Source organism: Rhizobium sp. rho-13.1 (assembly GCF_007000305.1).
Lineage (GTDB): Bacteria > Pseudomonadota > Alphaproteobacteria > Rhizobiales > Rhizobiaceae > Rhizobium > Rhizobium rhododendri.
This window is the reverse complement of the sequence record NZ_SCFL01000003.1, coordinates 303506-324744: the sequence shown is the minus strand read 5'-3', so window position 1 is coordinate 324744 and position 21239 is coordinate 303506. Positions and strand designations below refer to the sequence as shown.

Below are 21239 nucleotides of genomic sequence, written 5' to 3'. Positions count from 1 at the left end.
TATATGGCTATGAGAAGGCAAAGGTGATCGACGGTTTATTTCCGTCTTCCCACGCCATATCAAAGAGATTGATCAGCAGGAAAATCGACCATGCCCATCTTGAACAGAGCAGCGGAACTGCAGGACGAAGTGACCGAATGGCGCCGCCACATCCACGCCCATCCGGGCTTGCTGTACGCTGTCGAGGAGACCGCCGCCTTCGTCACTGACAAGCTGAAAAGCTTCGGTGTCGACGAGATCGTCACCGGCATCGGCCGCACCGGCGTCGTCGGCATCATCCGTGGCACTGGCGAAGGTCGCACCATCGGCCTGCGCGCAGATATGGATGCTTTGCCGATGACCGAGATTTCCGGCAAGCCCTGGGCATCGAAGACACCCGGCAAGATGCACGCCTGCGGCCATGACGGCCACACCGCCATGCTGCTGGGAGCCGCCAAATATTTGGCGGAAACACGCAATTTCACCGGCAGTGTCGCCGTCATCTTCCAGCCGGCCGAAGAAGGCGGCGCCGGCGGCAAGCTGATGGTCGAGGACGGCATGATGGACCGTTTCAAGATCGCCGAAGTCTATGGCATGCACAATATGCCGGGCATCCCCGTCGGCAAGTTCGCCATCCGCAAGGGTGCGATCATGGCGGCGACAGACGAGTTCAGCATTGTCGTCAAGGGCCGGGGCGGCCATGCGGCGATGCCGCACACGACGATCGACCCCATTGCCATCGGCGCGCAGATCGTCACCAACCTGCAGATGATCGCCTCGCGCAGCGTCGACCCGCTCGGCTCCGCCGTCGTTTCCGTCACCAAATTCAACGCCGGCTTCGCCCAGAACGCCATCGCTAACGAAGCGACGCTCGCCGGCACTGTCCGTACGCTGGATGCCGGCATTCGCGATCTCGCCGAGCAGCGCCTGCGCCAGGTCGTCGCCGGCATCATTGCCGCCCATGGGGCCGAAGCCGATGTCCGCTATAACCGCAATTACCCGGTGACATTCAACCACGCCAACGAGACCGATTATGCGGCCGATGCGGCTCGCGACATCGCCGGCGACGCCAACGTCAATGCGGAAGTCGATCCGATGATGGGCGGCGAGGATTTTTCCTACATGCTCAACGCCCGGCCCGGTGCCTTCCTGTTCCTCGGCAACGGCGACACCGCCGGCCTGCACAATGCCGCCTACGACTTCAACGACGAGGCCATCGCCCACGGCATTTCCTTCTGGGTCCGCCTTGCCGAGCAACGTCTCGGTTCGTGACGGCAAGGTCGCGGTAACGACTGAAGCTCATTCACGGTGACCAATACCCGCGATGGCATTGATCAAAATCAATGCCATCGCGTCTTTCTCCCCTAATGTGCCCGGAGTTCGGTCAGCCACGTCGGTCAACAGAGCCGGTGTCGCCTGCCCTCTTCAGGTCTCGGGAGAAATATAAATGCTCGCCAAGAACGTCATGACAACCAGTGTCATCTCGATCCAACCCACCGCGAGCGTCCGCAGCGCCGCGCTTTCGATGATCGCTCACTCCATCAGCGGCCTGCCCGTTATCGACGACGACGGACGAATGATCGGCATCGTCACCGAGGGTGACCTGCTGCGTCGCGTCGCCGTCCGCGCGCAGGATCGGCACTACGACCTGCCGGGGCCAAACGATCCCCCTTCGCTGGATGACTACGTGCATACCCATGGATGGTCGGTCCGGGATGCGATGTGCAGCGATATCATTACGGCGGCCCCCGACACCGATGTCCGCGAGATTGCCGGCATCATGCTGTCGCACGGCATCAAGCGCGTACCGATCCTCGACAAGGGGCAACTCATCGGCATCGTCAGCCGCTGCGACCTGCTGGGCATGATCATCGACGCACCCTTCGATATCGTCGCTTCCGGCGATGAGGCAATTCGCCTCGCCATCTCCACCCGGCTGCAGGACGACCTCGGCATCGACCCCGCCCACGTCAGGGTAACGGTATCGGGCGCACGCGTTTCTATCGGCGGGCGGCTTGAGACGGACCTGCAGCAAAAAGCCGTCCGTGTGCTCGTCGAAAGCGTTCACGGCGTGACCGGCTACACCGACCACACGACGCTGACGGACTGACCACCCGAGTTCGGACTGACATCCGAGCGATCGGCTGCGACGGCATACCAAGGAACGACCATGGACGAAGCCCAAAAGAGCAACAAACCGTTGCAGACCGTGACGCGTGGCACATTCGCCAACGACGTTCTGGAAATCATGCAGCGGGAGAACGTCAGCATTGTGGTGGTGGTCGAGACAGGCATCATCATCGGCACCGTGACGGACCGCGACATAGCCATGAAGTGCCTCCTGTCGGGAAAGCTCCCGGGCGCCATCACCGCCTTCGACGTCATGACGCTGCAGCCGGACGGATGCATCGGCAAGGCCATGCGGCGCGCAGAACTGCACATCATGGAATAGCGGCAGACGGTCCCGTCCCGATGCAGCGCCCGGCTTTGCATGCCCTTCCGAACATGGAGTTCGGCAAAAGATGAGTTGCGACACGCTTGAGCCTGCGTTATGGAGACCGGGGTAAAACCGTTATGTCCACGTAGCTCAGTAGGATAGAGCACAGGATTCCTAGTTGCATTAATTGGGGGCTGCATTTGAAAGATTGCAGTCGATCTGCTCAAAGTCGGGGAACGCTTCGCTGATCTTTCAGCATGCCAATCCCGAGCCAAGCTCCGGAGAAATCCGGTGAAGGTGTAGAGACTGGATGGGCAGCACCTAAAGGCCTCGGCCCATGGTGAAGGGACAGTCCAGACCACGAACGCCTCCGGGCGGCGGTTAAAACCGAAGTGGTATGAATCCTGGGGTCGGAGGTTCGAATCCTCTCGTGGACACCATTTTTACAAAATTTCCAGACGTAAGCGCGTCAAACTATCCGGCACCGGCAAAGCTCGGTGGCGGGCTGGAGTTGTGACATTTCGGCAACCTCGGCGTGCTGAAAGTTCTGCTTCGCCGTGATCGACGCTGATCCCTGTTGATACATTCCGTTGTCCCGATATGCTTATATTCAGCGGGGATTCGCCGCTGTTCCAGGTGGAGCATGTAATAGGCCGCAGTTGCAGCAGACAGTTTTGCGCGCAGCTGCCACGGCCAATCCCGACAGATTGGATAGATCATGAACATTCGCACATTGCTGTTGGGCTCGGCCGCAGCCCTTTCCATCGTCTCCGGAGCAAAGGCTGCCGACGCCATCGTCGCCGCCGAACCGGAACCCCTTGAATATGTTCGCATCTGCGACGCCTATGGCGCCGGCTACTTCTACATTCCAGGCACGGAAACCTGCCTCAAGATCGGCGGTATGGTGCGTACCGAAGGCGAATGGCACGATGCCTACCAGCCTGACCACAAGATCGGCACCTTCTGGCATACGCGCGTCGAACTGAACGTCGATACCGCAACTGACACCGAATACGGCGCGCTGAAGACCGAGATGGTCTACCGCTTCGAATCATCTGAAGGCATCAACACCAACAAGGTCCTGTTTGCCAACATCAGCCTCGGCGGCTTCCTCGTCGGCAAGGCGGATTCGCAGTTCTCGTCCTACACGGGCTATGCCGGCGACATCATCCAGGACGACGTGGTTTCCTACGGCCCCGGACCGATCAACACCGAACTCAACCAGCTGACCTACACCTACGATCCGGGCAATGGCTTCACCGCGATGGTCTCGGTCGAGGATTCCCAGTCGGCATCCGACGCAAATTACGACTCCTCCTTCGTCCAGAGCAATGGCCGCAGCTGGCAGGTCTCCAAGGCCGACACCTATACCCCGGATGTCGTTGCCGGCCTCGGCTACAAGTCCGGCATGTGGAGCCTCAAAGTTGTCGGCGGCTACGACTCGATCGTCGAGGAAGGCGCTATCAAGGCCCGCGTCGATGCCGATTTCGGTGTCTTTTCGGCATTCCTGATGGGCGGCTGGAACACAGACGGCGACAAGCTCAACAAGTATGCTTCGGGCTACGTCACCGATGGCGCCTGCCCCGTCAACAAGGAAGAGCTTTGCGGCTGGGGCGACTGGGCTGTCTGGGGCGGCGTCAACGTGCCGATCAACGACAAGCTGAAGGGCAACGTCCAGGTCGCCTACACCGACAGCAAGATCCTTGCCGCAGCTGCCAACCTGCAGTTCAAGCCGGTCGGCGGATTCACCATCGAGCCGGAAGTCGAGTACACCAAGTGGGATTCGACCAACAACGACGCCTGGGCCGGCATTCTTCGCTTCCAGAGAAGTTTCTGATAGGCTAGACCCTCACTATCGTCTGCCAAAGGGCCCGGCTTTCGGGCCCTTTTCTGTGTTCAAGCCGCTGGTCGATTGCCTCCTGCCCCACAAGCGAGTTTTCCCATGCTGCGCCGGTTCTTTTCCTATTACGCCCCTTACAAGAAGCTCTTTTATCTCGATTTCGGCTGCGCAGTCGTTGCTGGCCTTCTGGAACTCGGGTTTCCGCTGGCGATGAAGCTGTTCATCGACACGCTGCTGCCAGGCCAGGATTGGGGCCTGATTGCCGGTGTCGCGGTGCTGCTGCTGGTTGTGTACGTGATCAATACCGGCCTCATGGCGGTCGTCAATTACTGGGGACACGCACTCGGTATCAGCATCGAGACCGACATGCGTCGCCAGGCTTTCGACCATATCCAGAAACTCAGCTTCCGCTTCTTCGACAATAACAAGACCGGGCACCTGATCGCCCATGTCACCAAGGATCTCGAGGAAGTCGGCGAAGTCGCCCACCATGGCCCGGAAGACGTCTTCATCGCCATCATGACCTTCATCGGCGCCTTCATCCTGATGTTTACCGTGCACTGGAAGCTGGCACTGCTGACGACCGTCATCGTTCCCGTGATGACCTGGATGGTCAGCCGCTATGGCGCCCGGATGACGGAAAACTGGCGGAAGCTGTTTGGCCAGGTCGGCGAGTTTAATGCCCGCATCGGCGAGAGCGTCGGCGGCATCCGGGTCGTCAAGGCATTTGCCAACGAGGACCACGAGCGCGCGCTATTCGCCGTCAACAACGAAGGATACAAGGCAACCAAGCTGAATGCCTATGCCTACATGACGGCGAGCCTCACGCTCTCTTATTTCGGCACCCGGTTCGTGCAGCTGCTGGTGATGGTGGCCGGCACCTATTTCGTCATTCGCAGCGAGCTGAGCTATGGCGGCTTCGTCGGCTTCCTGCTGCTGGTCAACGTCTTCTTCCGGCCGATCGACAAGATTACCTCCGTGCTGGAAAGCTATCCGAAGGGTATCGCCGGCTTCAAGCGCTTCACGACACTGATCGACACCGCCCCGGACATTGCCGACAGACCGAACGCCATTGCGGTTGAGCATCTGAAGGGAGACATCGCCTATACCGACGTCAGCTTCGGCTATGATGCCAATGGCAGGATTCTCGACAGGCTGAACCTGACGATCAGGGCCGGAGAGACGATTGCTTTCGTTGGCCCGTCAGGCGCCGGCAAGACGACGATCTGCTCGCTGCTGCCACGCTTCTACGAAGTCGACAGCGGCGCCATCAGCATCGACGGAATGGACATCCGCGACATGACGCAGGCCTCGCTCAGGGCGCAAATCGGCATCGTCGCCCAGGATGTCTTCCTGTTTGGCGGCACGATCCGCGACAATATCGCCTATGGACGCCTTGGCGCCAGCGACGACGAAATCATGGATGCGCTGAGGCGGGCAGCGCTGGATGAATTCGTCCTGTCGCTGCCGGACGGACTATCCACCCGCGTCGGCGAGCGCGGCGTCAAACTGTCCGGCGGCCAGAAGCAGCGACTGGCGATTGCCCGCATCTTCCTGAAGAACCCGCCAATCCTGATCCTCGATGAAGCCACGTCCGCGCTCGACACGGCCACCGAATATGCCATCCAGCAATCTCTCGCGGCGCTGTCCGAGGGACGCACGACGCTGGTGGTCGCCCACCGCCTGGCAACAATCCGCAACGCAGACCGGATCATCGTGGTCGGCACGTCCGGCATCGTCGAGGACGGTACGCACCAGCAGCTGCTCGCACGCCGGGGTCCCTATGCACGGCTGCACGAGGCGCAATTCGGGGCGGTTGCCTGATTTCTGATAGTGGAGCCGGTTTACCGCGAGGTGGAAGCGTCTACCGCCCCTGACTGGCTATACCTTCGGCACATTCGGAAGCCGGGGCGTATCCGATACGAAGACGCCGGCCTCCTCCGCTGCGGCGAGGAATGCTTCGCGGGCGTCATCGGGCGGCAACTTGTTCATCATCACCTGCCCGAAAGTCCGCAACGCATGGAAATAGGCTTCTCCCTCGCTGACTGGCCAGTAGCGGGAGAGCAGGTTCATGGCTTGCCGGGTGGAACTGACGATCATGTAGAAGCCGAGCTTGTCTCGCTCGACATAACAACTCTCAGACCACTGCTTATCCTCAAGCGTCATGGCGCCCCCCAAAAACGCAAAAGCTACGTATCAATCGATCTGACGGACTATCGTTCCGTGCACCCGGATGCTCTTCGCAACGGCAGGTACGGTCCGGCATCTGCCATTCGGAAAATGGCGATTTTGTATCAATCGTTGTAAATATAGGAACCGCACATGTCTTCATCACTCTCGGGAGCGGCGTGGCCCGTGAAAACTGCCACGGCCGTAAGCCCCTCGCCAGCGCCCCAGGTGGCGATATAGCTGACCTTGCCGGAGCCACACAGCCTGTTGCCATTTTCGAGCACCGGATCGGCAGGGTTTTGCACCCGGTAGACGGATGCTGGAACCCTGTGACCGTCGATACGGAAATGGTCGCTGACCAGATCCGAGAAATCGAGCGATTCCCCATTGGCAAAACTGATGCTGAAATCGTCCATCGAAATGTCACCGGTTATGCTGGACGCGGTGTTGCTATAGGCCGTGTAGGCGTCGGCGCGGACCGGGGAAGACCCGCCGATGCCAATCGCGCCGGCGATGCACACCGACATAGCGATGACGAACCTGTTCAGCATAGTTACCCCCCACGGCACGAATTGGAGCCCGATTGAACTCGAAAAGCCGGCAAGGACGCAGCAAACCGGTAAAATCAATGGTCAATCCGAGGCTTTATTGCACTACCCGCACAAAAATGCATCGAATTTAACTGCCGGCCTTTCCTTATGAACATGGCTACATAGTTAAGCCAGGTGGCCGCAAGGCATATTCAAGACGCAAGGAGTTGGGGATAATGGGTTCATCTGTTTTGATTGGTATTCTGATCACGTTTCTGGTGATCATTCTGGTGCTTTGGCTTGTTCAGCGTTTGCCCATCGAGGCTCGCATCCGCCAGATCGTGCAGATCATCGTGATCATCATCGGCATCATCTCGCTGCTGAAGTACCTCGCGGTATTCTAGGCCAGATCCAGTCGACGGATACGGGATTGCCCGTGTCCGTCGATTTTCCAAAGCCTGCCCATAAAAGCCTACCGCCCTCCGAGTGACGGGCTGAACACCATCAGGCTCAGGATTTCAAACAGCACCTGGGCACCGGCCTGCGCCGTATTGGTGGTCGTATCGTATTGCGGCGCCACCTCCACGACATCTCCACCGACAATATCGATCCCCTTCAAACCACGGATCAGCTCCAGCACCTCGCGTGTCGTCAGGCCGCCGATCTCAGGCGTACCGGTTCCCGGCGCAAAGCTCGGGTCGAGACTGTCGATGTCGAACGACAGATAGGTCGGCCCGTCGCCGACGATGGCCCTCGCCTTTTCGATGATCGCCGGAATACCTAGACCCGTCACGTCCTCCGCGTGGATGACCGTGATGCCGGACTCGAACGAAAATTCCCAAAGATATTCGGCCGAGCCACGAATGCCGATCTGCACCGTGCGCGTCGGATCGAGAACCCCGTCTAGCACGGCGTTTCGGAAAGGCCCGGCATGGTGGAACTTGGTCTGGTCGAAAGCGCCGCTGGTATCGCAGTGGGCGTCGATATGGATCATTCCTACCGGCCGCTTCCTGCCGACGGCTTTCAGGATGGGATGGCTGATCGAATGGTCGCCGCCGACCGATAGGGGCAGGACGCCGGCATCGACGATCTGGTTGACGCGCTTCTCGATATCCGCATGCGACTGCTCCAGCCGGTATCGGCTCTGGAAGGGCACGTCGCCGATATCGGCAACACGGATATCGAACACCGGCGCCGTACCGAGCACATGATTGTAGGGACCGATCCGCTCGATGGTGCGCAGCGCACGCGGCCCGAAACGCGAACCCGGGCGGTTGGTGACGCCGAGGTCCATCGGAATTCCGAGGATTGCTACCTGCAGATTGCCGAAATCGGGATCTTCCGCAGAAACCGGCAGATAAGGCGCACTGACGAATGTCGGCAGGCCTGAATAGGGCGCCAGCCGGGTGCCGCTCTTCGAAAAGATCTTGTCGCCGACCTTGCGAAACGCTTCGTCGAAAATCGCGCCGCCTGCAGCATCGCTGAATTTCGCCCGCAACGCGTCCAGCTTCGTCTTGTCCCAGCTCATAGCCGCTTCCTCTGCCCGATGTTGTTCCCGCCTGCCTCGCCCGACAAAGCAGTTGAGAATGCCGTTGCACTCGTTGTAGCAATGGAAAAACGAGAAAGCCAATATGACCCGCGCCCAAGCCAACCCCCTCGTCACCCGCCTCTCACCCCCGCCGATCCCCTCGGTGCACGCCTGGGGGAAGGCCTATGATGGCAGGCTCGGACCGCTGATCGATCTGTCGCAGGCAGTCCCCGGCTATCCGACCCATCCCGAGATGCTGCGCTTGCTCGGGCAAGCCGCCGCCTCGCCCGCCATGACAGGCTATGGCCCGATCGAGGGAGAGCCGGTGCTGCGCGACGCCTATGCGCGGCATGTCAGCACCGTCTATGGTGCGGAAATCAACGCCGACCACATCCACATCACCGCCGGCTGCAACCAGGCCTTCATGTCCACCGCGATTGCCCTTACGGCTTCGGGAGGCAGCGTGGCGCTGACAAATCCCTACTACTTCAATCACGAAACGACGCTGTCGATGCTCGGTATCGGGCATAGCCTGGTTCAATGCGACGCGGCCAATGGCTTCCTGCCCGATCTCAACTCGGCGCAAGCAGCGCTCGCAACCGGTGCACGGGCGCTCGTGGTGGTGACGCCCAACAACCCGACCGGTGCTGTCTATCCGAAAGATCTGCTGCATCAGCTTTTCAAGCTCTGCCAGGAGCACGGCGCCTGGCTGATCATCGATGAAACCTACCGCGACTTCCTACCCGAGGATTTCGGGCGGCCGCATGCGCTTCTGTCCGAACCCGGCTGGGAAGAAACGCTGGTGCTGCTCTACAGTTTTTCGAAATCCTTCTGCATTCCCGGCCATCGGCTGGGAGCGATCACTGCAGGACCGAGCCTCGTCGCGGAAATCGCCAAGGTCATGGACAATATGCAGATCTGTGCGCCCCGTGCGCCGCAAATGGCGGTTGCCACCGCCTTGCCTGTTCTCGCCGACTGGCGCGCCGGCAATCGCCAGGAAATCGCCCGGCGGGCCGATGCGCTGCGACTGGTGTTCGCCGATCTGCCGCAATGGGAAATCGGTGCCATCGGCGCTTATTTCGCTTTCGTCCGCCATCCCTTTTCCGGGCAGTCATCGGCAGAGGTTGCCGAGAGGCTCGCAAGGCAGGCCGGCGTCGTCTGCATTCCCGGCAGCTATTTCGGCGAAGGACAGGATCGCTATCTGCGGCTGGCTTTCGCCAACGCCGATGTGACCTCCATCGCGCTTCTCAGCGATCGCCTGCGGTAGGCCAGGTTGCCGCTGGCTGGAAACAGCCGGCAAACTGGAACCGCTCGCCCGGATGGGTGATTTCGACGTAGGTGACGGTGCGGCCATTCTGCCAGGTCTGGCGAACGAGGTTGAGGCAGGCTTCGCCACGCTCGGTCTCCAGCAACCGCGCTGTCGCCTGATCGGCCGAGATCGCCCGGATGACATGACGGGCCTTGGTCCAGGGCACCTGCTCCAGCAGCCATTTTGCCGGCGGCAGCACGGCAAATTTCTCCTCCCGGGCAAGCGGCACCAGATCCAGCATGATGATACGGCGCTCGAGCGCATTCGGCCTGCCATCGACGATGTGCAGGCATTGCAGCCTGAGGATCTCGGCCCCCACCGGCTCAGAGAGCAACTTGGCATCGCCTGCGTCCAGTCGTTCGATCTTGCGCGTCAGTATACTGTGGTCGTGGCTGTGCCCGGCAAGTTCCGCGGCAGTGCTGATATCCTGGATATCCATCACGGTGCGGTCGATCTGCGGCAAGGCGACAAACGAACCGGTCTTGCGCCGGCGCACGACCATGCCACGCGCAACAAGCGCCGACAGCGCCTTGCTCACCGTCATGCGCGAGCAACCGTATTGCGCCACCAGATCCTGCTCGATCGGAATGCGGGACCCAGGCTGCCATTCGCCCGCCAGGATTTTCGCCTCGATATCGCTGAAAATGGTCTGGTAAATTGATGCCAAGGTCGACCCTCGATCCGTGTGGCAACAGAGCCTACCGGTCACCCGGCAATGGCGGGCGATTTGCCTGCAGCTGTCAGCCGGCACATTTTTTGCGTGTCCAGACTTTTACATTGACACTGTAGGCCCGCCTATATCTATTTGTATAGTCAAAAGCGGATCGCAGAAATCCGTCTCGCGGGAAAATCACATTCAAATCCTCCGACAGGGGGATGAAAAACTGGAGAGAGATCATGAAAACCAATTCCCTGCTGAAGGGTCTTCTCGGCGCTGCCTTCCTGCTAGGCGCGACGCTGTCGGCCCAGGCTGCTGATACGCTTGCCGCAGTCAAGGCTGCCGGCACCATGAAGGTCGGCACCGAAACCGCCTTCGCACCCTTCGACTTCATCGATGCCGGCGAGCATGTCGGCCTCAACGTCGATCTCTTCGCCGAAATCGGCAAGGAACTCGGCGTCAAGATCGAATGGGTCACACTTCCCTGGGACGGCGTCTTCCCGGCCCTTGAAGCTGGTAAATTCGACGTCGTTGCCGGCCCGGCTACCATCACCAAGAAGCGTCTGGAGCATTACCGCTTCACGCCGCCGATCGCCGAGGCGAGCATCGCCATCCTGAAGAAGTCCGGTGACAAGAAGATCGTGAAGCCGGAAGACATTGCCGGCACCAAGATCGGCGTCGGCAAGGCGACTTCGCAGCTCGACCAGCTGAAGGAATATTCGGCTACCCTGCCCAAGCCTGTCGACGTGCACGAATATGTCTCGTTCAACGATGCCTATGCCGACCTCGCCGCAGGCCGCGTCGAAGGCGTTGCAAACTCGCTGCCGAACATTGCTTTTGTTGCCAAGCAGCGTGAAGGCGTATTCGAAGTCGTCACGCCGACATTCGGCAAGAAGTCCTATTTCGGCTTCATCGGCCTGAAGGATGCCGATCACGCGCCTCTGATGGACGCGATCGATGCAGCTCTTTTGAAGATCAAGGCTGATGGTCGCATGGCCACGTTGCAGAAGAAGTGGTTCGGCGCCAGCTTCGACACCCCGGATGCCGTCAAGGACCCGGCATTCTGATCTGCTCGTCTTTCTGACTGATTGCGCCCCGGCTTATCCCCGGGGTGCGATCCGAGACAGGATCGGGTCTCACTGACTGCCAGGCGAGCGAATTCGAGACATGTCCTACAAACTCTTCGAACTGCTTTTGCAAGCATCGATCTACACGATCACCATCAGCGTCGCGTCGATCCTGATCGGCTTCACGCTAGCCTTGCTGATCTCGGCGATGACGCTGTCGGGCCAGCGGCTGTTCATCTGGCCAGCCCGAATTTTCATCAGCTTCTTTCGCGGCGTGCCTCTGCTGGTGCAATTGCTGCTGATCTACAATCTGCTGCCGGCCATTGGCGTGAACGTGCCGAGCATTGTCGCAGCCATCATCGGCATGTCGCTGTCGACGGCCGCCTATCAGGCAGAAAACCTGCGCGGCGGCTTTGCCAGCGTGCCGCGCGGCCTGATAGAATGCGCCGAAATGGTCGGCCTGACGCCGGCCCAGATCTTTCGCCGCATCAAGGCGCCAATCGCCATGCGGCTGACCTTTCCCGCCCTCGTCAACGAGGCGATCCTGCTGCTCAAGGCCTCGTCGCTGGTATCCGTCGTCGGCATCATCGAATTGACCCGCATGGCTCAGGACCTGTCGGCCAGCACTTTCCAGCCGCTGCAGATCTTCGCCTCGGCCGGCCTCATCTACCTGATAATCAACTGGATCGTGGCGCTTGCAGGCGGCATGATCGAGCGCGCGTTGCCGGGAGCGCCGCGATGACCTTCGACATCCATGTCATCATCGACCAGTGGCCGGCGATCGTCAGCGGCGGCCTGGTCACCATCCTCATCTGGATACTCGGCACCGTTGCGGCCGCCTTCCTCGGCTTCCTCGTTGCCGTCGCCCGCCGCTACGGCGGCCCCGTGGTCGATGCGATCTTCGGCCTGCTGGTTGCTATATTGCGCGGCACGCCTTTCCTCATCCAGATCTTCCTGGTCTACTATGGCGGCCCCTTCATCGGCCTGTCGCTCGATCCGATCCCGGCCGGCCTGATGGGTCTGTCGATCTACGGGGCGGCCTATTACAGCGAAATCTTCCGCTCCGGCTTTGCGGCCGTGCCTCCCGGCCATATCGAAGCCGGCGAATGCGTCGGCATGAGCCAGGGCCAGATCATCCGACGCATCCTGCTGCCGGAAATGATCATGCTGGTGCTGCCGCCTTCGCTGAACATGACCATCATCCTGATGAAGGAAACGGCGGTGCTGTCGATCATCACGGTGCCCGAACTGACGGCCACGCTGAGTGCCATAGGCTCGCAGCAATATGCCTTTGTCGAAGCGCTCTTCGTGCTCGCCGTCTTCTATTGGGTCCTGGTCGAAGCCACCGGCTGGCTCGGCCATCTCGCCGAAACGAAACTCACCAGATTCAGGTTTTTCAACGCATGAGTATCCCGGCAATCGCAGTCAAGAACCTGGTCAAGAAGTTCGGCGACACGACCGTACTGCACGGCATCGATCTGGAAATCCCTCAAGGACAGGTCTCCTGCCTGATCGGCCCCTCCGGCTCCGGCAAGAGCACGCTGTTGCGCTGCATGGCCTTTCTCGAGGAAGCGACAAAGGGCACCATCACCATCGATGGCGAAGTGCTCGGCTTTACGGAGAATGCCCAAGGGGTGCGGGAACGCCTGTCGGCCGCGACCAACCGGGCTATCCGCGGCCGTATCGGTATGGTCTTCCAGCAATTCAATCTCTGGCCGCACATGACGGCACTCGGCAACGTCAGCGAAGCGCTGAAGACGGTGCACAAGATGAGCCGCAAGGATGCCGAAGACAGCGCCATGGCACAACTGGTCAAGGTCGGGCTCGAAAACCGGGCCGGGCATTATCCGTCACAGCTGTCCGGCGGCCAGCAGCAGCGCGTGGCAATTGCCCGGGCGCTGGCCCTGAAACCGAAGATCATGCTGTTCGACGAGCCAACCTCGTCGCTCGACCCGGAACTGACCGGCGAAGTGCTGAACGTAATGCGCGACCTCGCGTCTGAGGGCATGACGATGGTCGTGGTTTCCCACGAGATCGGCTTTGCCGCCACCGTCGGCCAGCAGATGACATTCCTCGACCATGGCAAGATATTGTTCAGCGGCACGCCGCAAGAGGTCTTTGCCAAGCCCCGCCACCCCCGCCTGGAGCAATTCCTCGACACCTACCTCGATCGCGGCGCCTCGACGCTGCTTTAGGCGGCATTCCAGCATTCTGACTGTCCTGCGCCCCGGACTATGCCTATAAGTTTTCGACCGGACGGAGATCGAAATACTTCAGGGGTAATTTCATGCTGCAGAAACTGCTCGACGGTGGACCGATGACGCGGACGGTCTCGCTGCCTCGGGGACGGCACAGGCTGCATGCCATGCCGACCAGCGCCGGCTATGAGATCCGCCAGAACGAGACTTACGACTGGGATGGCCGCAAGCGCGGGCAGACACCGTTTACAGTACTGCAGCACACCGTCAGCGGCGAAGGGCGTTTGCGCTACGAAAACCGCAATTATCGTCTGGGTTCGGGCGATACGCTGCTGGTCATGGTGCCTCACAACCATCGCTACTGGCTGGAGAAGAACAGCCGCTGGGAGTATTTCTGGATCTCGATGAACGGCGAGGAAGCGCTGCGCATCCACCAGCTGATTCTGGCGGCGGCCGGCCCGCTGCTGAAGCTGCCGCAAGGGACTATCGACCAGCTGGCGGATTGCAGCCTGCAGCTGATCCACGGCGCCAAGAGCCCCGCCCAAGCCTCCGCCGTCGCCTATAGCGCCGCTATGGCACTCTACGACGGGGTGTTCGGGTCACACGCCTTCATGCAGACCCAGAGCGCGATGCAGGCAGTTGTCGATCACATCAACGCCAATCTCGACAAGCCGCTGCCCGTCGAGGAACTGGCGGAAGTAAGCGGCCTCAGCCGGGCGCATTTTTCGCGGGTTTTTGCCGAGAGCGAGGGCCTGCCGCCGGCAGAATTCGTCCTGCAGCAACGCATGCAGAGGGCTGCCGTTCTGCTGACAAAGGCAGCCTTCCTGCCGGTCAAGGAAGTGGCGATCATGTCGGGCTTCGACGACGCCAACTATTTTTCAAAGGCGTTCAGGCGGGTCTATGGCCTCAACCCGACAGAGTTTCGCACCACCGGCATGTACGCATCACTGCGCAACGTTCCGGCGACCAACCGCTGAAACTGGCTCGGAGGTCACGTAATGGCAATGTGATTGGTGACGGAGGCAACCCCGGGCACAGCCCGCGCGACTTCGGCAGCACGCTCGACTTCGTCGGCGGTTGCGACAGCGCCCCGAAGAACGATCGCATCGCCCTCGGCAGTCACAATCACATCGGAAGCGCTGATGCCGCCGGAGACCGCGAGTGCCTCTGCCACGCGCACCTCAAGTGTCGCATGATTTGGGTTTTCGACTTCGATTTCAGGCTCTTCGCCGTTAAATGTTGCGGGTTTCAGCACCATGACTGCATCTCCTTGTGTTTCAGGAGATAAAACGCCGATACCGGCCATAGGTTCAGACACGCCGATGCGCCGATGCCATTACCACTTGATCCGGTAGTTCATGCGCAGATCGCCCGCCCGTGTCGCGGAAAGCGGATCGGCAACGGACGCGGTGAAGCGAAGATGCGGTGCAAGCGGCTGGTTGAGTGCCAGCGTGCCCGTGATGTCTCCGGTAGCCGAGGTCACCGTACCGCTCGCCGAAACCGCAGTGCCGGCCCAGGGATACGTCATTGTCAGCGCTTGCGTCGCATCGATCGACGGCGACACACCTGAGGCAGCCGCGTAGTTGAGATTGAGCGAGTTCGATGCCTTCAGGTCGAGATTGCTGGAATAGATCCAGCTCCTGGATCGGCTCAGCGAAACACCACCGCTGCCACCGAGGGTGTCGATCCGGACGACGACGGCGCGATCTTCCGTCGTCCCCAGTCTTTGCCGGCTGTCAGCAACCTTGCCCCAGACGGTCGCCAGTTCGGAGCCGCTTAACAGCTGGCCGCCAGTCCCGGTGCTCAGCCCGAGGTCGGCGCCGGCGCTTGCATCGACAGCCAATGGCAGCTTCACCCCGACTGTGGTCTGATACACCCTCGGGGCCACCTTCACGGGAGCCCAGATCAACGCGCCGTCGGCCTTTGCCGGCAGAGCAATCGTCATTGTGCCGAGCACGACGCAAACGGGCGCCATGCGGAACAGCATTTTTGCCATGGATCATCTCCAGGGTTGGTATCGAGACAGACGGACATTGTCCGCAACGGGGGCAACCGAACACCGCACGATAGAAACGGTTCGGGTACCTCTTGCTAACAGGGCCAGGGCCCGGACGATGGGATCGTCACCAGCGCAGCGCATCTTATCGATGAAAAGAGTAAATGCCGCGTTGTTATGGTTCAATGATCCCATCCGTACCTATGCTTGTAAACCCCCGTCCTTCAGAATTATGCTGCAACGCACACTTGCCGCCCCGAACCTTCCGCGCTAGAGCCTGCGAGAGCAGGGATGACACCGAGTTGCCAAAGATGCAGATACGCGAACCATGACATTGGATAAGCAGGCGCCGCGTCGGCTGACGATCATGGGCTCGACCGGCTCCATCGGCCGGAACACGCTGGACGTGATCGGCCATCTCGGCGGACGCGATGCGTTCGAGGTCAAGGCCCTGACGGGAAACGGCAATATCGCACTGCTGGCAGAGCAGGCGAAGGCCGTTGGCGCCACTCTTGCGGTCACGGCCGACGACAGGAACTACAGCCTCCTGAAAGACGCCCTTGTCGGATCGGGGATATCGGTGGCCGCCGGTCGCAGCGGCCTCGAGGAGGCTGCCGACATGGAATCCGATTGGGTCATGGCGGCCATCGTCGGCACAGCTGGTCTGGCACCCACCCTTGCGGCTGCCCGCCGCGGTGCCGATATCGCCCTTGCCAACAAGGAATGCCTGGTCTCCGCCGGCGATCTTTTCGTCACCGCAGTCAGGCAGGGCGGCGGACGGCTGCTGCCGGTCGACAGCGAACACAATGCCATCTTCCAGGTGCTGGAGGAAAGCCAGCGCCACGCCGTCGAACGCGTCATCATCACCGCTTCGGGCGGCCCCTTCCGGACCTTTACGCTCGAGCAGATGGCCGATGTTACCGTCGAGACGGCGCGCGCCCATCCGAACTGGTCGATGGGTCTGAAAATCTCGATCGACAGCGCCTCGATGTTCAACAAGGCGTTGGAAATGATCGAAGCGCGGCATCTGTTCGGCCTCACCCCGGATCAGATCGAGGTCGTCGTCCACCCGCAGTCGGTGGTCCATTCCATGGTTGGCTATTCCGACGGTTCGGTGCTGGCCCAGCTTGGCGCGCCCGATATGCGGACCGCTATCGGCTACGCCCTGTCCTATCCGCGCCGGGCACATCTGCCGGTGGAGCGGCTGGATTTCACAAAGCTGGCACGCCTCGACTTCGAGACGCCGGATGACGTCCGGTTTCCGGCCATCCGCCTTGCCCGACTGGCGATGACCCGCGGTGGCGTCCAGGGAGCGGTCCTGAACGGCGCGAAGGAAATTGCGCTTGACGCCTTCATCGCCGGCCGCACCGGCTTTCTGACAATGGCAAAGGTCGCGGAAGACGTGATGGACCGCCTCGCCCATCTGCCGGCCGCGTCGAGCATGGACGACGTATTCGCCGCAGACGAAGAAGCCCGGCGACTGGCGACCGGGCTTCTGAACTAAATCGGCGAATGGAGCGAACCGTCAGGCGACGGCGCGTGCGAGCGCGCAGCGTGCCCAGAGCGATTGCACAGCCTCGACCAGATGGGCGATATCCGCATCGCTGTGCAGCGGCGTCGGGGTAATGCGCAGGCGCTCGGTCTTCTTCGGCACGGTCGGATAGTTGATCGGCTGAACGTAGACATCGAAGCTGTCGAGCAGGATATCCGAGATCCATTTGCACTTGGCAGCATCGCCGACCATGATCGGGACGATGTGGCTGGGGTTCGGCAAATGCGGAATACCGGCAGCATCCAGCATGCCGCGCAGCTTGCGGACCCGGTCCTGGTGGCGGGCGCGTTCGAAGCTGCTGGATTTCAGGTGCTGGATCGACGCAACAGCGCCAGCAGCAAGCGCCGGCGGGATCGACGTCGTGAAGATGAAGCCTGAGGCAAACGAGCGGATGAAGTCGCAGAGCGCTGTCGATGCGGCGATATACCCGCCCATCACGCCGAATGCCTTGCCGAGCGTTCCCTCGATGACCGTGATGCGATCCATCAGCCCTTCGCGCTCGGCGATGCCGCCGCCACGCGTACCGTACATGCCAACCGCGTGCACCTCGTCGAGATAGGTCATGGCGCCGTACTTGTCGGCGAGATCGCAGATTTCCTTGATCGGCGCGATATCGCCGTCCATCGAATAGACGGACTCGAAGGCGATCATCTTCGGCGCCTTGGGATCGGCAGCGGCGAGCTTGGCTTCCAGATCTTTCAGGTCGTTATGACGCCAGATCACCCTGTCGCACTTGGCATAGCGGATTCCCTCGATCATCGAGGCGTGGTTCAGCGAATCCGAAAAGATGATCATCCCCGGAATGCGCGAGCCGAGCGTGCCAAGCGCTGCCCAGTTCGAGACATAGCCCGAAGTAAAAACCAGAGCCGCTTCCTTGCCGTGCAGGTCAGCCAGTTCGCGCTCGAGAAGAACGTGGTAATGGGTCGTTCCAGAGATATTCCGGGTGCCTCCCGCACCCGCGCCACAGTGATCGATCGCCTCTTTCATCGCCGCGATTACCTTGGGATGCTGCCCCATTCCAAGATAGTCGTTGGAACACCAGACAGTCACATCCTTCGGTCCGTCGGCTGTGTGGCGCGTCGCGCGCGGAAAATCACCGCGATGGCGCTCCAGGTCGGCAAAAACGCGATAGCGCCCTTCCTGATGCAGCCCGTCCAACTCGCCCTTAAAAAACGCTTCGAAATCCATCATTTTCTCCAGTACCGTGACCGTGTTGTATGACTGCTGCACGGCACGTCAACCCTATCCCGTCCGACTGCGGCAAATGGCCGTAGTTTGGAATAGCTCAAAAGAGAAAATAGCCCATCGGCGCGCTTTTGCAATTGATCCATGCCAATGCGCGATGGACTTTCACGATGAAACAATTGCCTGACCTTGCGTTTAGAGCAGAGATCCATGTCGGCAAGCAACATTCAGCAAAAAACCGCATAGGTCGGTAGACAATCATATTTAGCGCTATATTTTGGTGTTTACACCAGCATTAAGACGGTGCTGACACCGCGCGGACACAATGGGGACGGCCAGCCGCTTTGACGGCAAAGCCAACGTGGAGAGAGATTTATGAAGAAAGTCCTAGCTTTCGTGCTGATCGGATTGTCGATCGCAAGCTGCACACCGACCGAGCAGGGTGCGGGTATCGGCGCAGCGTCCGGCGCCCTGATCGGCGGTGCGGTCACCGGCAATTTTCGAGGCGCAGCCGTCGGCGGCGCTATCGGCGGGTTAACGGGTGCAGCGATCGGCAGCGTCGCCGAACAGCCCGGCCAGTGCTACTACCGAGACCGCTACGGCCGTCGCTATATCGACGACTGCCCACGCGGCGGATACCGCAACGACGGCTACTAAGCCACATCGCCTCCAGCGCGCCCCGGACGAGGGTCCGGGACGTCTGCATCCCAGGGGCGCAGTCTCACGTATATTATTAAAATGCTACACATGGCGACTTTGAACCGCTATGGTGAGACGGCGTTAACGGTTTGGGACGCAAAGCTGGCTAAATTACAAGTAATCGTAAAGCGCCGTATGTACATCAGACGAACCGGCCCGGGGATTGGTTTTGCGTATCGACGAGCAGGCACCGTTATTGCGGTCGCGGCGTGCGTATTTGTGAGTCCCGCTCTCATCACTGATGCCTTCGCTTTCAAGCTCTTCGGCATCAATTTTTTCGGCAAGGATGAGGACAAAACCGATGCGGTCGCCGATCCCGTCCGCTATTCGGTAACGTTGAATACCGGCAACGCCGACAAGGACCTCAAATCTACGCTCGAGTTGAGTTCCATGCTTGAGGCCGACAAGGACAAGGCTGTGTCAGGCGATCTGGGCGTCGTCATCAAGGCCCGCGACGACCGCGACCGACTGCTGGCATCCCTCTACGAAAACGCGCGCTACGGCGCGGTAGTAACGATCACCATCAACGGCACCGATATAGACCAACTCCCGCCGCAGCCGACATTCGGCCGGGCGAAACCCGTGCCTGTGGTCATCACGGTCGATCCAGGCCCGCTGTTCAAGCTCGGCAAGATCCGACTGGAAGGCGACGCCGCCGGTCGCGACCCGACGAATTATGGCCTGGTATCGGGTGGTGACGCCGGTTCGCTGGTCATCATCAAGTCGGCCGACAAGGTCGTTGCCGAGATGAAAAGCGAAGGCCGGCCGCTCGCCCGGGTGATCAGGCGCGATGTCGTCGCCGACCACGCGACAAATACGGTCGACGTCACGCTCGACGTCAAGAGCGGCCCGATTGCCAATATCGGCGACGTCACGGTGACCGGCGAGAAACGTCTCGATCCGACTTTCGTCCAGCGTTATTCGCGCCTTAACAAGGGGGATCGCTATTCCCCAGAGCAATTGAAGAAAGCCTCCGAACGGCTACGCAAGCTCGGTGCGATCGGCAGCGCAACGATCCATCAGCCCGACAAGCTCGCACCTGATGGCACGTTGCCGCTGAACCTGGAGATTTCGGAAGCCAAGCGCCACTACTTCGGCGCAGGCGCGCAATACTCAACCACCGATGGCTTCGGGCTGCAGGGTTACTGGGGCGATCGAAACGTTTTCGGCAAGGCGGAATCTCTACGCATCGAAGGTACGGTGTCCCGCCTTGGCGAAACCACCAACTACCAGGATCTCGATTACGAGGCCGGGATCATCTACACGAAGCCGGCCGCCGTGCTGGCTGCCGGCACCTTCATTGCCAGCATCAAGGCAGTGAGCACGAATCCGGACAACTACAGCGCCAGGACGATTACCGGCGATGTCGGCTACTCCTATGAGCTCAGTGACTACGACACTGCTCTGGCAGGCGGTCGCGTGAGCTACGAGGACAGCACCACCGATGCTTTCGGCGACCAGCAGTTCCTGACCTTCTCCGTACCGCTCGAGTATATCCGCGACACACGCGACAACAAACTCGACGCCACCGAGGGTTACCGGGCGACGCTCGACGCGCAGCCGGGCTACGAGGCGCTGGGCGGGACGATCTTTACGTCGCTCGAAGGCTCCATCTCCGGCTACAACGGCATCGGGTCCGACGACAACGTCGTCTTTGCCGGCAAGCTTGCAGCCGGCTCGCTGCTCGGCGCGGACAATATCTCCGACATCCCGACGACACGGCGCTTCTTCGCCGGCGGCGGCGGCTCTGTGCGCGGCTATGCCTACCAGGAAATTACCGCCTACAATGCCTTGAACCAGGCACTCGGTGGCACGTCCTATGCGACGGTGTCGCTGGAGGCGCGCGTCAAGGTGACCAAGACCATCGGCCTCGTGCCATTCATCGACGCCGGCAGTGTTACGGACAAGAACATCCCGGATTTCTCCGACGTTCGCGTCGGCGCCGGCGTGGGCTTGCGCTATGCCACGCCGTTCGGTCCGATCCGGGTGGACTTTGCCGTGCCTCTCAACAAGTACCAGGGCGGCACGTCCTATGGCATCTATGCCGGCATCGGACAGTCCTTCTGATAGTGCAGCAATGTCGACCTAAGAT

22 protein-coding genes are annotated in these 21239 nt (G+C 60.5%); 15 read left to right on the top strand and 7 right to left on the bottom strand.

The window, feature by feature from the left end:
• Positions 1 to 90 precede the first annotated feature (90 nt).
• The 5 genes from EQW76_RS12790 (at position 91) to EQW76_RS12770 (ending at position 6080) form a co-directional block, all read left to right on the top strand.
• Positions 91 to 1251, top strand: a complete 1161-nt coding sequence (locus tag EQW76_RS12790; RefSeq protein WP_142824757.1) for a M20 aminoacylase family protein — start codon at positions 91 to 93, stop codon at positions 1249 to 1251.
• A 175-nt stretch (positions 1252 to 1426) separates the two neighbouring features.
• Positions 1427 to 2089, top strand: coding sequence for a CBS domain-containing protein (locus EQW76_RS12785; RefSeq protein ID WP_142824756.1), 663 nt, complete (start codon positions 1427 to 1429; stop codon positions 2087 to 2089).
• A 60-nt stretch (positions 2090 to 2149) separates the two neighbouring features.
• The gene (locus tag EQW76_RS12780; RefSeq protein ID WP_142824755.1) at positions 2150 to 2431 is read left to right on the top strand and encodes a CBS domain-containing protein; all 282 of its coding nucleotides are present in this window, start codon (positions 2150 to 2152) and stop codon (positions 2429 to 2431) included.
• Positions 2432 to 3134: 703 nt separating this feature from the next.
• Positions 3135 to 4253, top strand: a complete 1119-nt coding sequence (locus EQW76_RS12775; protein WP_142824754.1) for a porin — start codon at positions 3135 to 3137, stop codon at positions 4251 to 4253.
• Positions 4254 to 4358: 105 nt separating this feature from the next.
• Entirely contained in the window at positions 4359 to 6080 is a 1722-nt protein-coding gene (locus tag EQW76_RS12770; protein WP_142824753.1) for an ABC transporter ATP-binding protein, read from the top strand.
• A gap of 57 nt (positions 6081 to 6137) precedes the next feature.
• On the opposite strand, the gene EQW76_RS12765 is transcribed toward EQW76_RS12770, so the two are convergent.
• Entirely contained in the window at positions 6138 to 6422 is a 285-nt protein-coding gene (locus EQW76_RS12765; protein ID WP_142824752.1) for a DUF982 domain-containing protein, read from the bottom strand.
• A gap of 128 nt (positions 6423 to 6550) precedes the next feature.
• Positions 6551 to 6976 carry a hypothetical protein gene (locus EQW76_RS12760; protein WP_224127884.1) on the bottom strand — a complete coding sequence of 142 codons (426 nt, stop codon included), beginning with the start codon at positions 6974 to 6976 and terminating at the stop codon, positions 6551 to 6553.
• A 215-nt stretch (positions 6977 to 7191) separates the two neighbouring features.
• Here EQW76_RS12760 and EQW76_RS29355 point away from each other — a divergent pair, with 215 nt between their 5' ends.
• Positions 7192 to 7359, top strand: a complete 168-nt coding sequence (locus tag EQW76_RS29355) for a Thivi_2564 family membrane protein (RefSeq protein ID WP_111219842.1) — start codon at positions 7192 to 7194, stop codon at positions 7357 to 7359.
• A gap of 68 nt (positions 7360 to 7427) precedes the next feature.
• Here the strand turns inward: EQW76_RS29355 and speB are convergent, their stop codons facing one another.
• On the bottom strand, positions 7428 to 8483 hold the full coding sequence (gene speB / locus EQW76_RS12750) for an agmatinase (RefSeq protein WP_142824751.1): 1056 nt from the start codon (positions 8481 to 8483) through the stop codon (positions 7428 to 7430).
• 103 nt (positions 8484 to 8586) lie between these two features.
• Between speB and EQW76_RS12745 the strand changes: the two genes are divergently transcribed.
• A complete protein-coding gene (locus EQW76_RS12745) occupies positions 8587 to 9750 on the top strand; it encodes an aminotransferase (RefSeq protein ID WP_142824750.1) in 1164 nt (387 codons plus the stop codon).
• Here the strand turns inward: EQW76_RS12745 and EQW76_RS12740 are convergent.
• Entirely contained in the window at positions 9731 to 10459 is a 729-nt protein-coding gene (locus EQW76_RS12740; protein ID WP_142824749.1) for a UTRA domain-containing protein, read from the bottom strand. The two genes, EQW76_RS12745 and EQW76_RS12740, sit on opposite strands and share 20 nt — an antisense overlap.
• 230 nt (positions 10460 to 10689) lie before the next feature.
• Here EQW76_RS12740 and EQW76_RS12735 point away from each other — a divergent pair, with 230 nt between their 5' ends.
• From EQW76_RS12735 to EQW76_RS12715, 5 genes are all read left to right on the top strand, one after another.
• Complete coding sequence (locus EQW76_RS12735; protein WP_142824748.1) at positions 10690 to 11517, top strand: transporter substrate-binding domain-containing protein; 828 nt, start codon at positions 10690 to 10692, stop codon at positions 11515 to 11517.
• Between the two features lie 100 nt (positions 11518 to 11617).
• Entirely contained in the window at positions 11618 to 12259 is a 642-nt protein-coding gene (locus tag EQW76_RS12730; protein ID WP_142824747.1) for an amino acid ABC transporter permease, read from the top strand.
• Positions 12256 to 12924 carry an amino acid ABC transporter permease gene (locus EQW76_RS12725; protein WP_142824746.1) on the top strand — a complete coding sequence of 223 codons (669 nt, stop codon included), beginning with the start codon at positions 12256 to 12258 and terminating at the stop codon, positions 12922 to 12924. Before EQW76_RS12730 ends, EQW76_RS12725 begins: the two co-directional genes overlap by 4 nt.
• On the top strand, positions 12921 to 13712 hold the full coding sequence (locus tag EQW76_RS12720) for an amino acid ABC transporter ATP-binding protein (protein WP_142824745.1): 792 nt from the start codon (positions 12921 to 12923) through the stop codon (positions 13710 to 13712). Before EQW76_RS12725 ends, EQW76_RS12720 begins: the two co-directional genes overlap by 4 nt.
• A 92-nt stretch (positions 13713 to 13804) precedes the next feature.
• Positions 13805 to 14692, top strand: coding sequence for an AraC family transcriptional regulator (locus EQW76_RS12715; RefSeq protein WP_142824744.1), 888 nt, complete (start codon positions 13805 to 13807; stop codon positions 14690 to 14692).
• 14 nt (positions 14693 to 14706) lie between these two features.
• Here EQW76_RS12715 and EQW76_RS12710 read toward each other — a convergent pair whose 3' ends face one another.
• On the bottom strand, positions 14707 to 14973 hold the full coding sequence (locus tag EQW76_RS12710; protein WP_142824743.1) for a BON domain-containing protein: 267 nt from the start codon (positions 14971 to 14973) through the stop codon (positions 14707 to 14709).
• A 78-nt stretch (positions 14974 to 15051) separates the two neighbouring features.
• A complete protein-coding gene (locus EQW76_RS12705; protein WP_142824742.1) occupies positions 15052 to 15711 on the bottom strand; it encodes a hypothetical protein in 660 nt (219 codons plus the stop codon).
• Positions 15712 to 16039: 328 nt separating this feature from the next.
• Between EQW76_RS12705 and dxr the strand changes: the two genes are divergently transcribed.
• Positions 16040 to 17215 carry a 1-deoxy-D-xylulose-5-phosphate reductoisomerase gene (gene dxr / locus EQW76_RS12700; protein ID WP_142824741.1) on the top strand — a complete coding sequence of 392 codons (1176 nt, stop codon included), beginning with the start codon at positions 16040 to 16042 and terminating at the stop codon, positions 17213 to 17215.
• Positions 17216 to 17236: 21 nt separating this feature from the next.
• Here dxr and hemA read toward each other — a convergent pair whose 3' ends face one another.
• Positions 17237 to 18451 carry a 5-aminolevulinate synthase gene (gene hemA, locus EQW76_RS12695; RefSeq protein ID WP_142824740.1) on the bottom strand — a complete coding sequence of 405 codons (1215 nt, stop codon included), beginning with the start codon at positions 18449 to 18451 and terminating at the stop codon, positions 17237 to 17239.
• 372 nt (positions 18452 to 18823) lie between these two features.
• Here hemA and EQW76_RS12690 point away from each other — a divergent pair, with 372 nt between their 5' ends.
• Positions 18824 to 19105 (top strand): YMGG-like glycine zipper-containing protein, encoded by a 282-nt coding sequence (locus EQW76_RS12690; protein WP_111219818.1) that lies wholly within the window; start codon positions 18824 to 18826, stop codon positions 19103 to 19105.
• Positions 19106 to 19282: 177 nt separating this feature from the next.
• On the top strand, positions 19283 to 21214 hold the full coding sequence (locus EQW76_RS12685; RefSeq protein WP_142824739.1) for an autotransporter assembly complex family protein: 1932 nt from the start codon (positions 19283 to 19285) through the stop codon (positions 21212 to 21214).
• Positions 21215 to 21239: the final 25 nt, after the last annotated feature.

What these genes read in the sequence shown, in the direction of transcription:
- EQW76_RS12725 (WP_142824746.1), top strand. Translation starts at nt 12,256, where the DNA reads ATGACCTTCGACATCCATGTCATCATCGACCAGTGGCCGGCGATCGTC.
- EQW76_RS12685 (WP_142824739.1), top strand. Translation starts at nt 19,283, where the DNA reads ATGTACATCAGACGAACCGGCCCGGGGATTGGTTTTGCGTATCGACGA.
- EQW76_RS12720 (WP_142824745.1), top strand. Translation starts at nt 12,921, where the DNA reads ATGAGTATCCCGGCAATCGCAGTCAAGAACCTGGTCAAGAAGTTCGGC.
- EQW76_RS12790 (WP_142824757.1), top strand. Translation starts at nt 91, where the DNA reads ATGCCCATCTTGAACAGAGCAGCGGAACTGCAGGACGAAGTGACCGAA.
- EQW76_RS12730 (WP_142824747.1), top strand. Translation starts at nt 11,618, where the DNA reads ATGTCCTACAAACTCTTCGAACTGCTTTTGCAAGCATCGATCTACACG.
- EQW76_RS12735 (WP_142824748.1), top strand. Translation starts at nt 10,690, where the DNA reads ATGAAAACCAATTCCCTGCTGAAGGGTCTTCTCGGCGCTGCCTTCCTG.
- EQW76_RS12770 (WP_142824753.1), top strand. Translation starts at nt 4,359, where the DNA reads ATGCTGCGCCGGTTCTTTTCCTATTACGCCCCTTACAAGAAGCTCTTT.
- EQW76_RS12690 (WP_111219818.1), top strand. Translation starts at nt 18,824, where the DNA reads ATGAAGAAAGTCCTAGCTTTCGTGCTGATCGGATTGTCGATCGCAAGC.
- EQW76_RS12765 (WP_142824752.1), bottom strand. Translation starts at nt 6,422, where the DNA reads ATGACGCTTGAGGATAAGCAGTGGTCTGAGAGTTGTTATGTCGAGCGA.
- dxr (WP_142824741.1), top strand. Translation starts at nt 16,040, where the DNA reads ATGACATTGGATAAGCAGGCGCCGCGTCGGCTGACGATCATGGGCTCG.
- hemA (WP_142824740.1), bottom strand. Translation starts at nt 18,451, where the DNA reads ATGGATTTCGAAGCGTTTTTTAAGGGCGAGTTGGACGGGCTGCATCAG.
- EQW76_RS12760 (WP_224127884.1), bottom strand. Translation starts at nt 6,976, where the DNA reads ATGCTGAACAGGTTCGTCATCGCTATGTCGGTGTGCATCGCCGGCGCG.
- EQW76_RS12785 (WP_142824756.1), top strand. Translation starts at nt 1,427, where the DNA reads ATGCTCGCCAAGAACGTCATGACAACCAGTGTCATCTCGATCCAACCC.
- EQW76_RS12745 (WP_142824750.1), top strand. Translation starts at nt 8,587, where the DNA reads ATGACCCGCGCCCAAGCCAACCCCCTCGTCACCCGCCTCTCACCCCCG.
- EQW76_RS12710 (WP_142824743.1), bottom strand. Translation starts at nt 14,973, where the DNA reads ATGGTGCTGAAACCCGCAACATTTAACGGCGAAGAGCCTGAAATCGAA.
- EQW76_RS12705 (WP_142824742.1), bottom strand. Translation starts at nt 15,711, where the DNA reads ATGGCAAAAATGCTGTTCCGCATGGCGCCCGTTTGCGTCGTGCTCGGC.
- EQW76_RS12715 (WP_142824744.1), top strand. Translation starts at nt 13,805, where the DNA reads ATGCTGCAGAAACTGCTCGACGGTGGACCGATGACGCGGACGGTCTCG.
- EQW76_RS12775 (WP_142824754.1), top strand. Translation starts at nt 3,135, where the DNA reads ATGAACATTCGCACATTGCTGTTGGGCTCGGCCGCAGCCCTTTCCATC.
- speB (WP_142824751.1), bottom strand. Translation starts at nt 8,483, where the DNA reads ATGAGCTGGGACAAGACGAAGCTGGACGCGTTGCGGGCGAAATTCAGC.
- EQW76_RS29355 (WP_111219842.1), top strand. Translation starts at nt 7,192, where the DNA reads ATGGGTTCATCTGTTTTGATTGGTATTCTGATCACGTTTCTGGTGATC.
- EQW76_RS12780 (WP_142824755.1), top strand. Translation starts at nt 2,150, where the DNA reads ATGGACGAAGCCCAAAAGAGCAACAAACCGTTGCAGACCGTGACGCGT.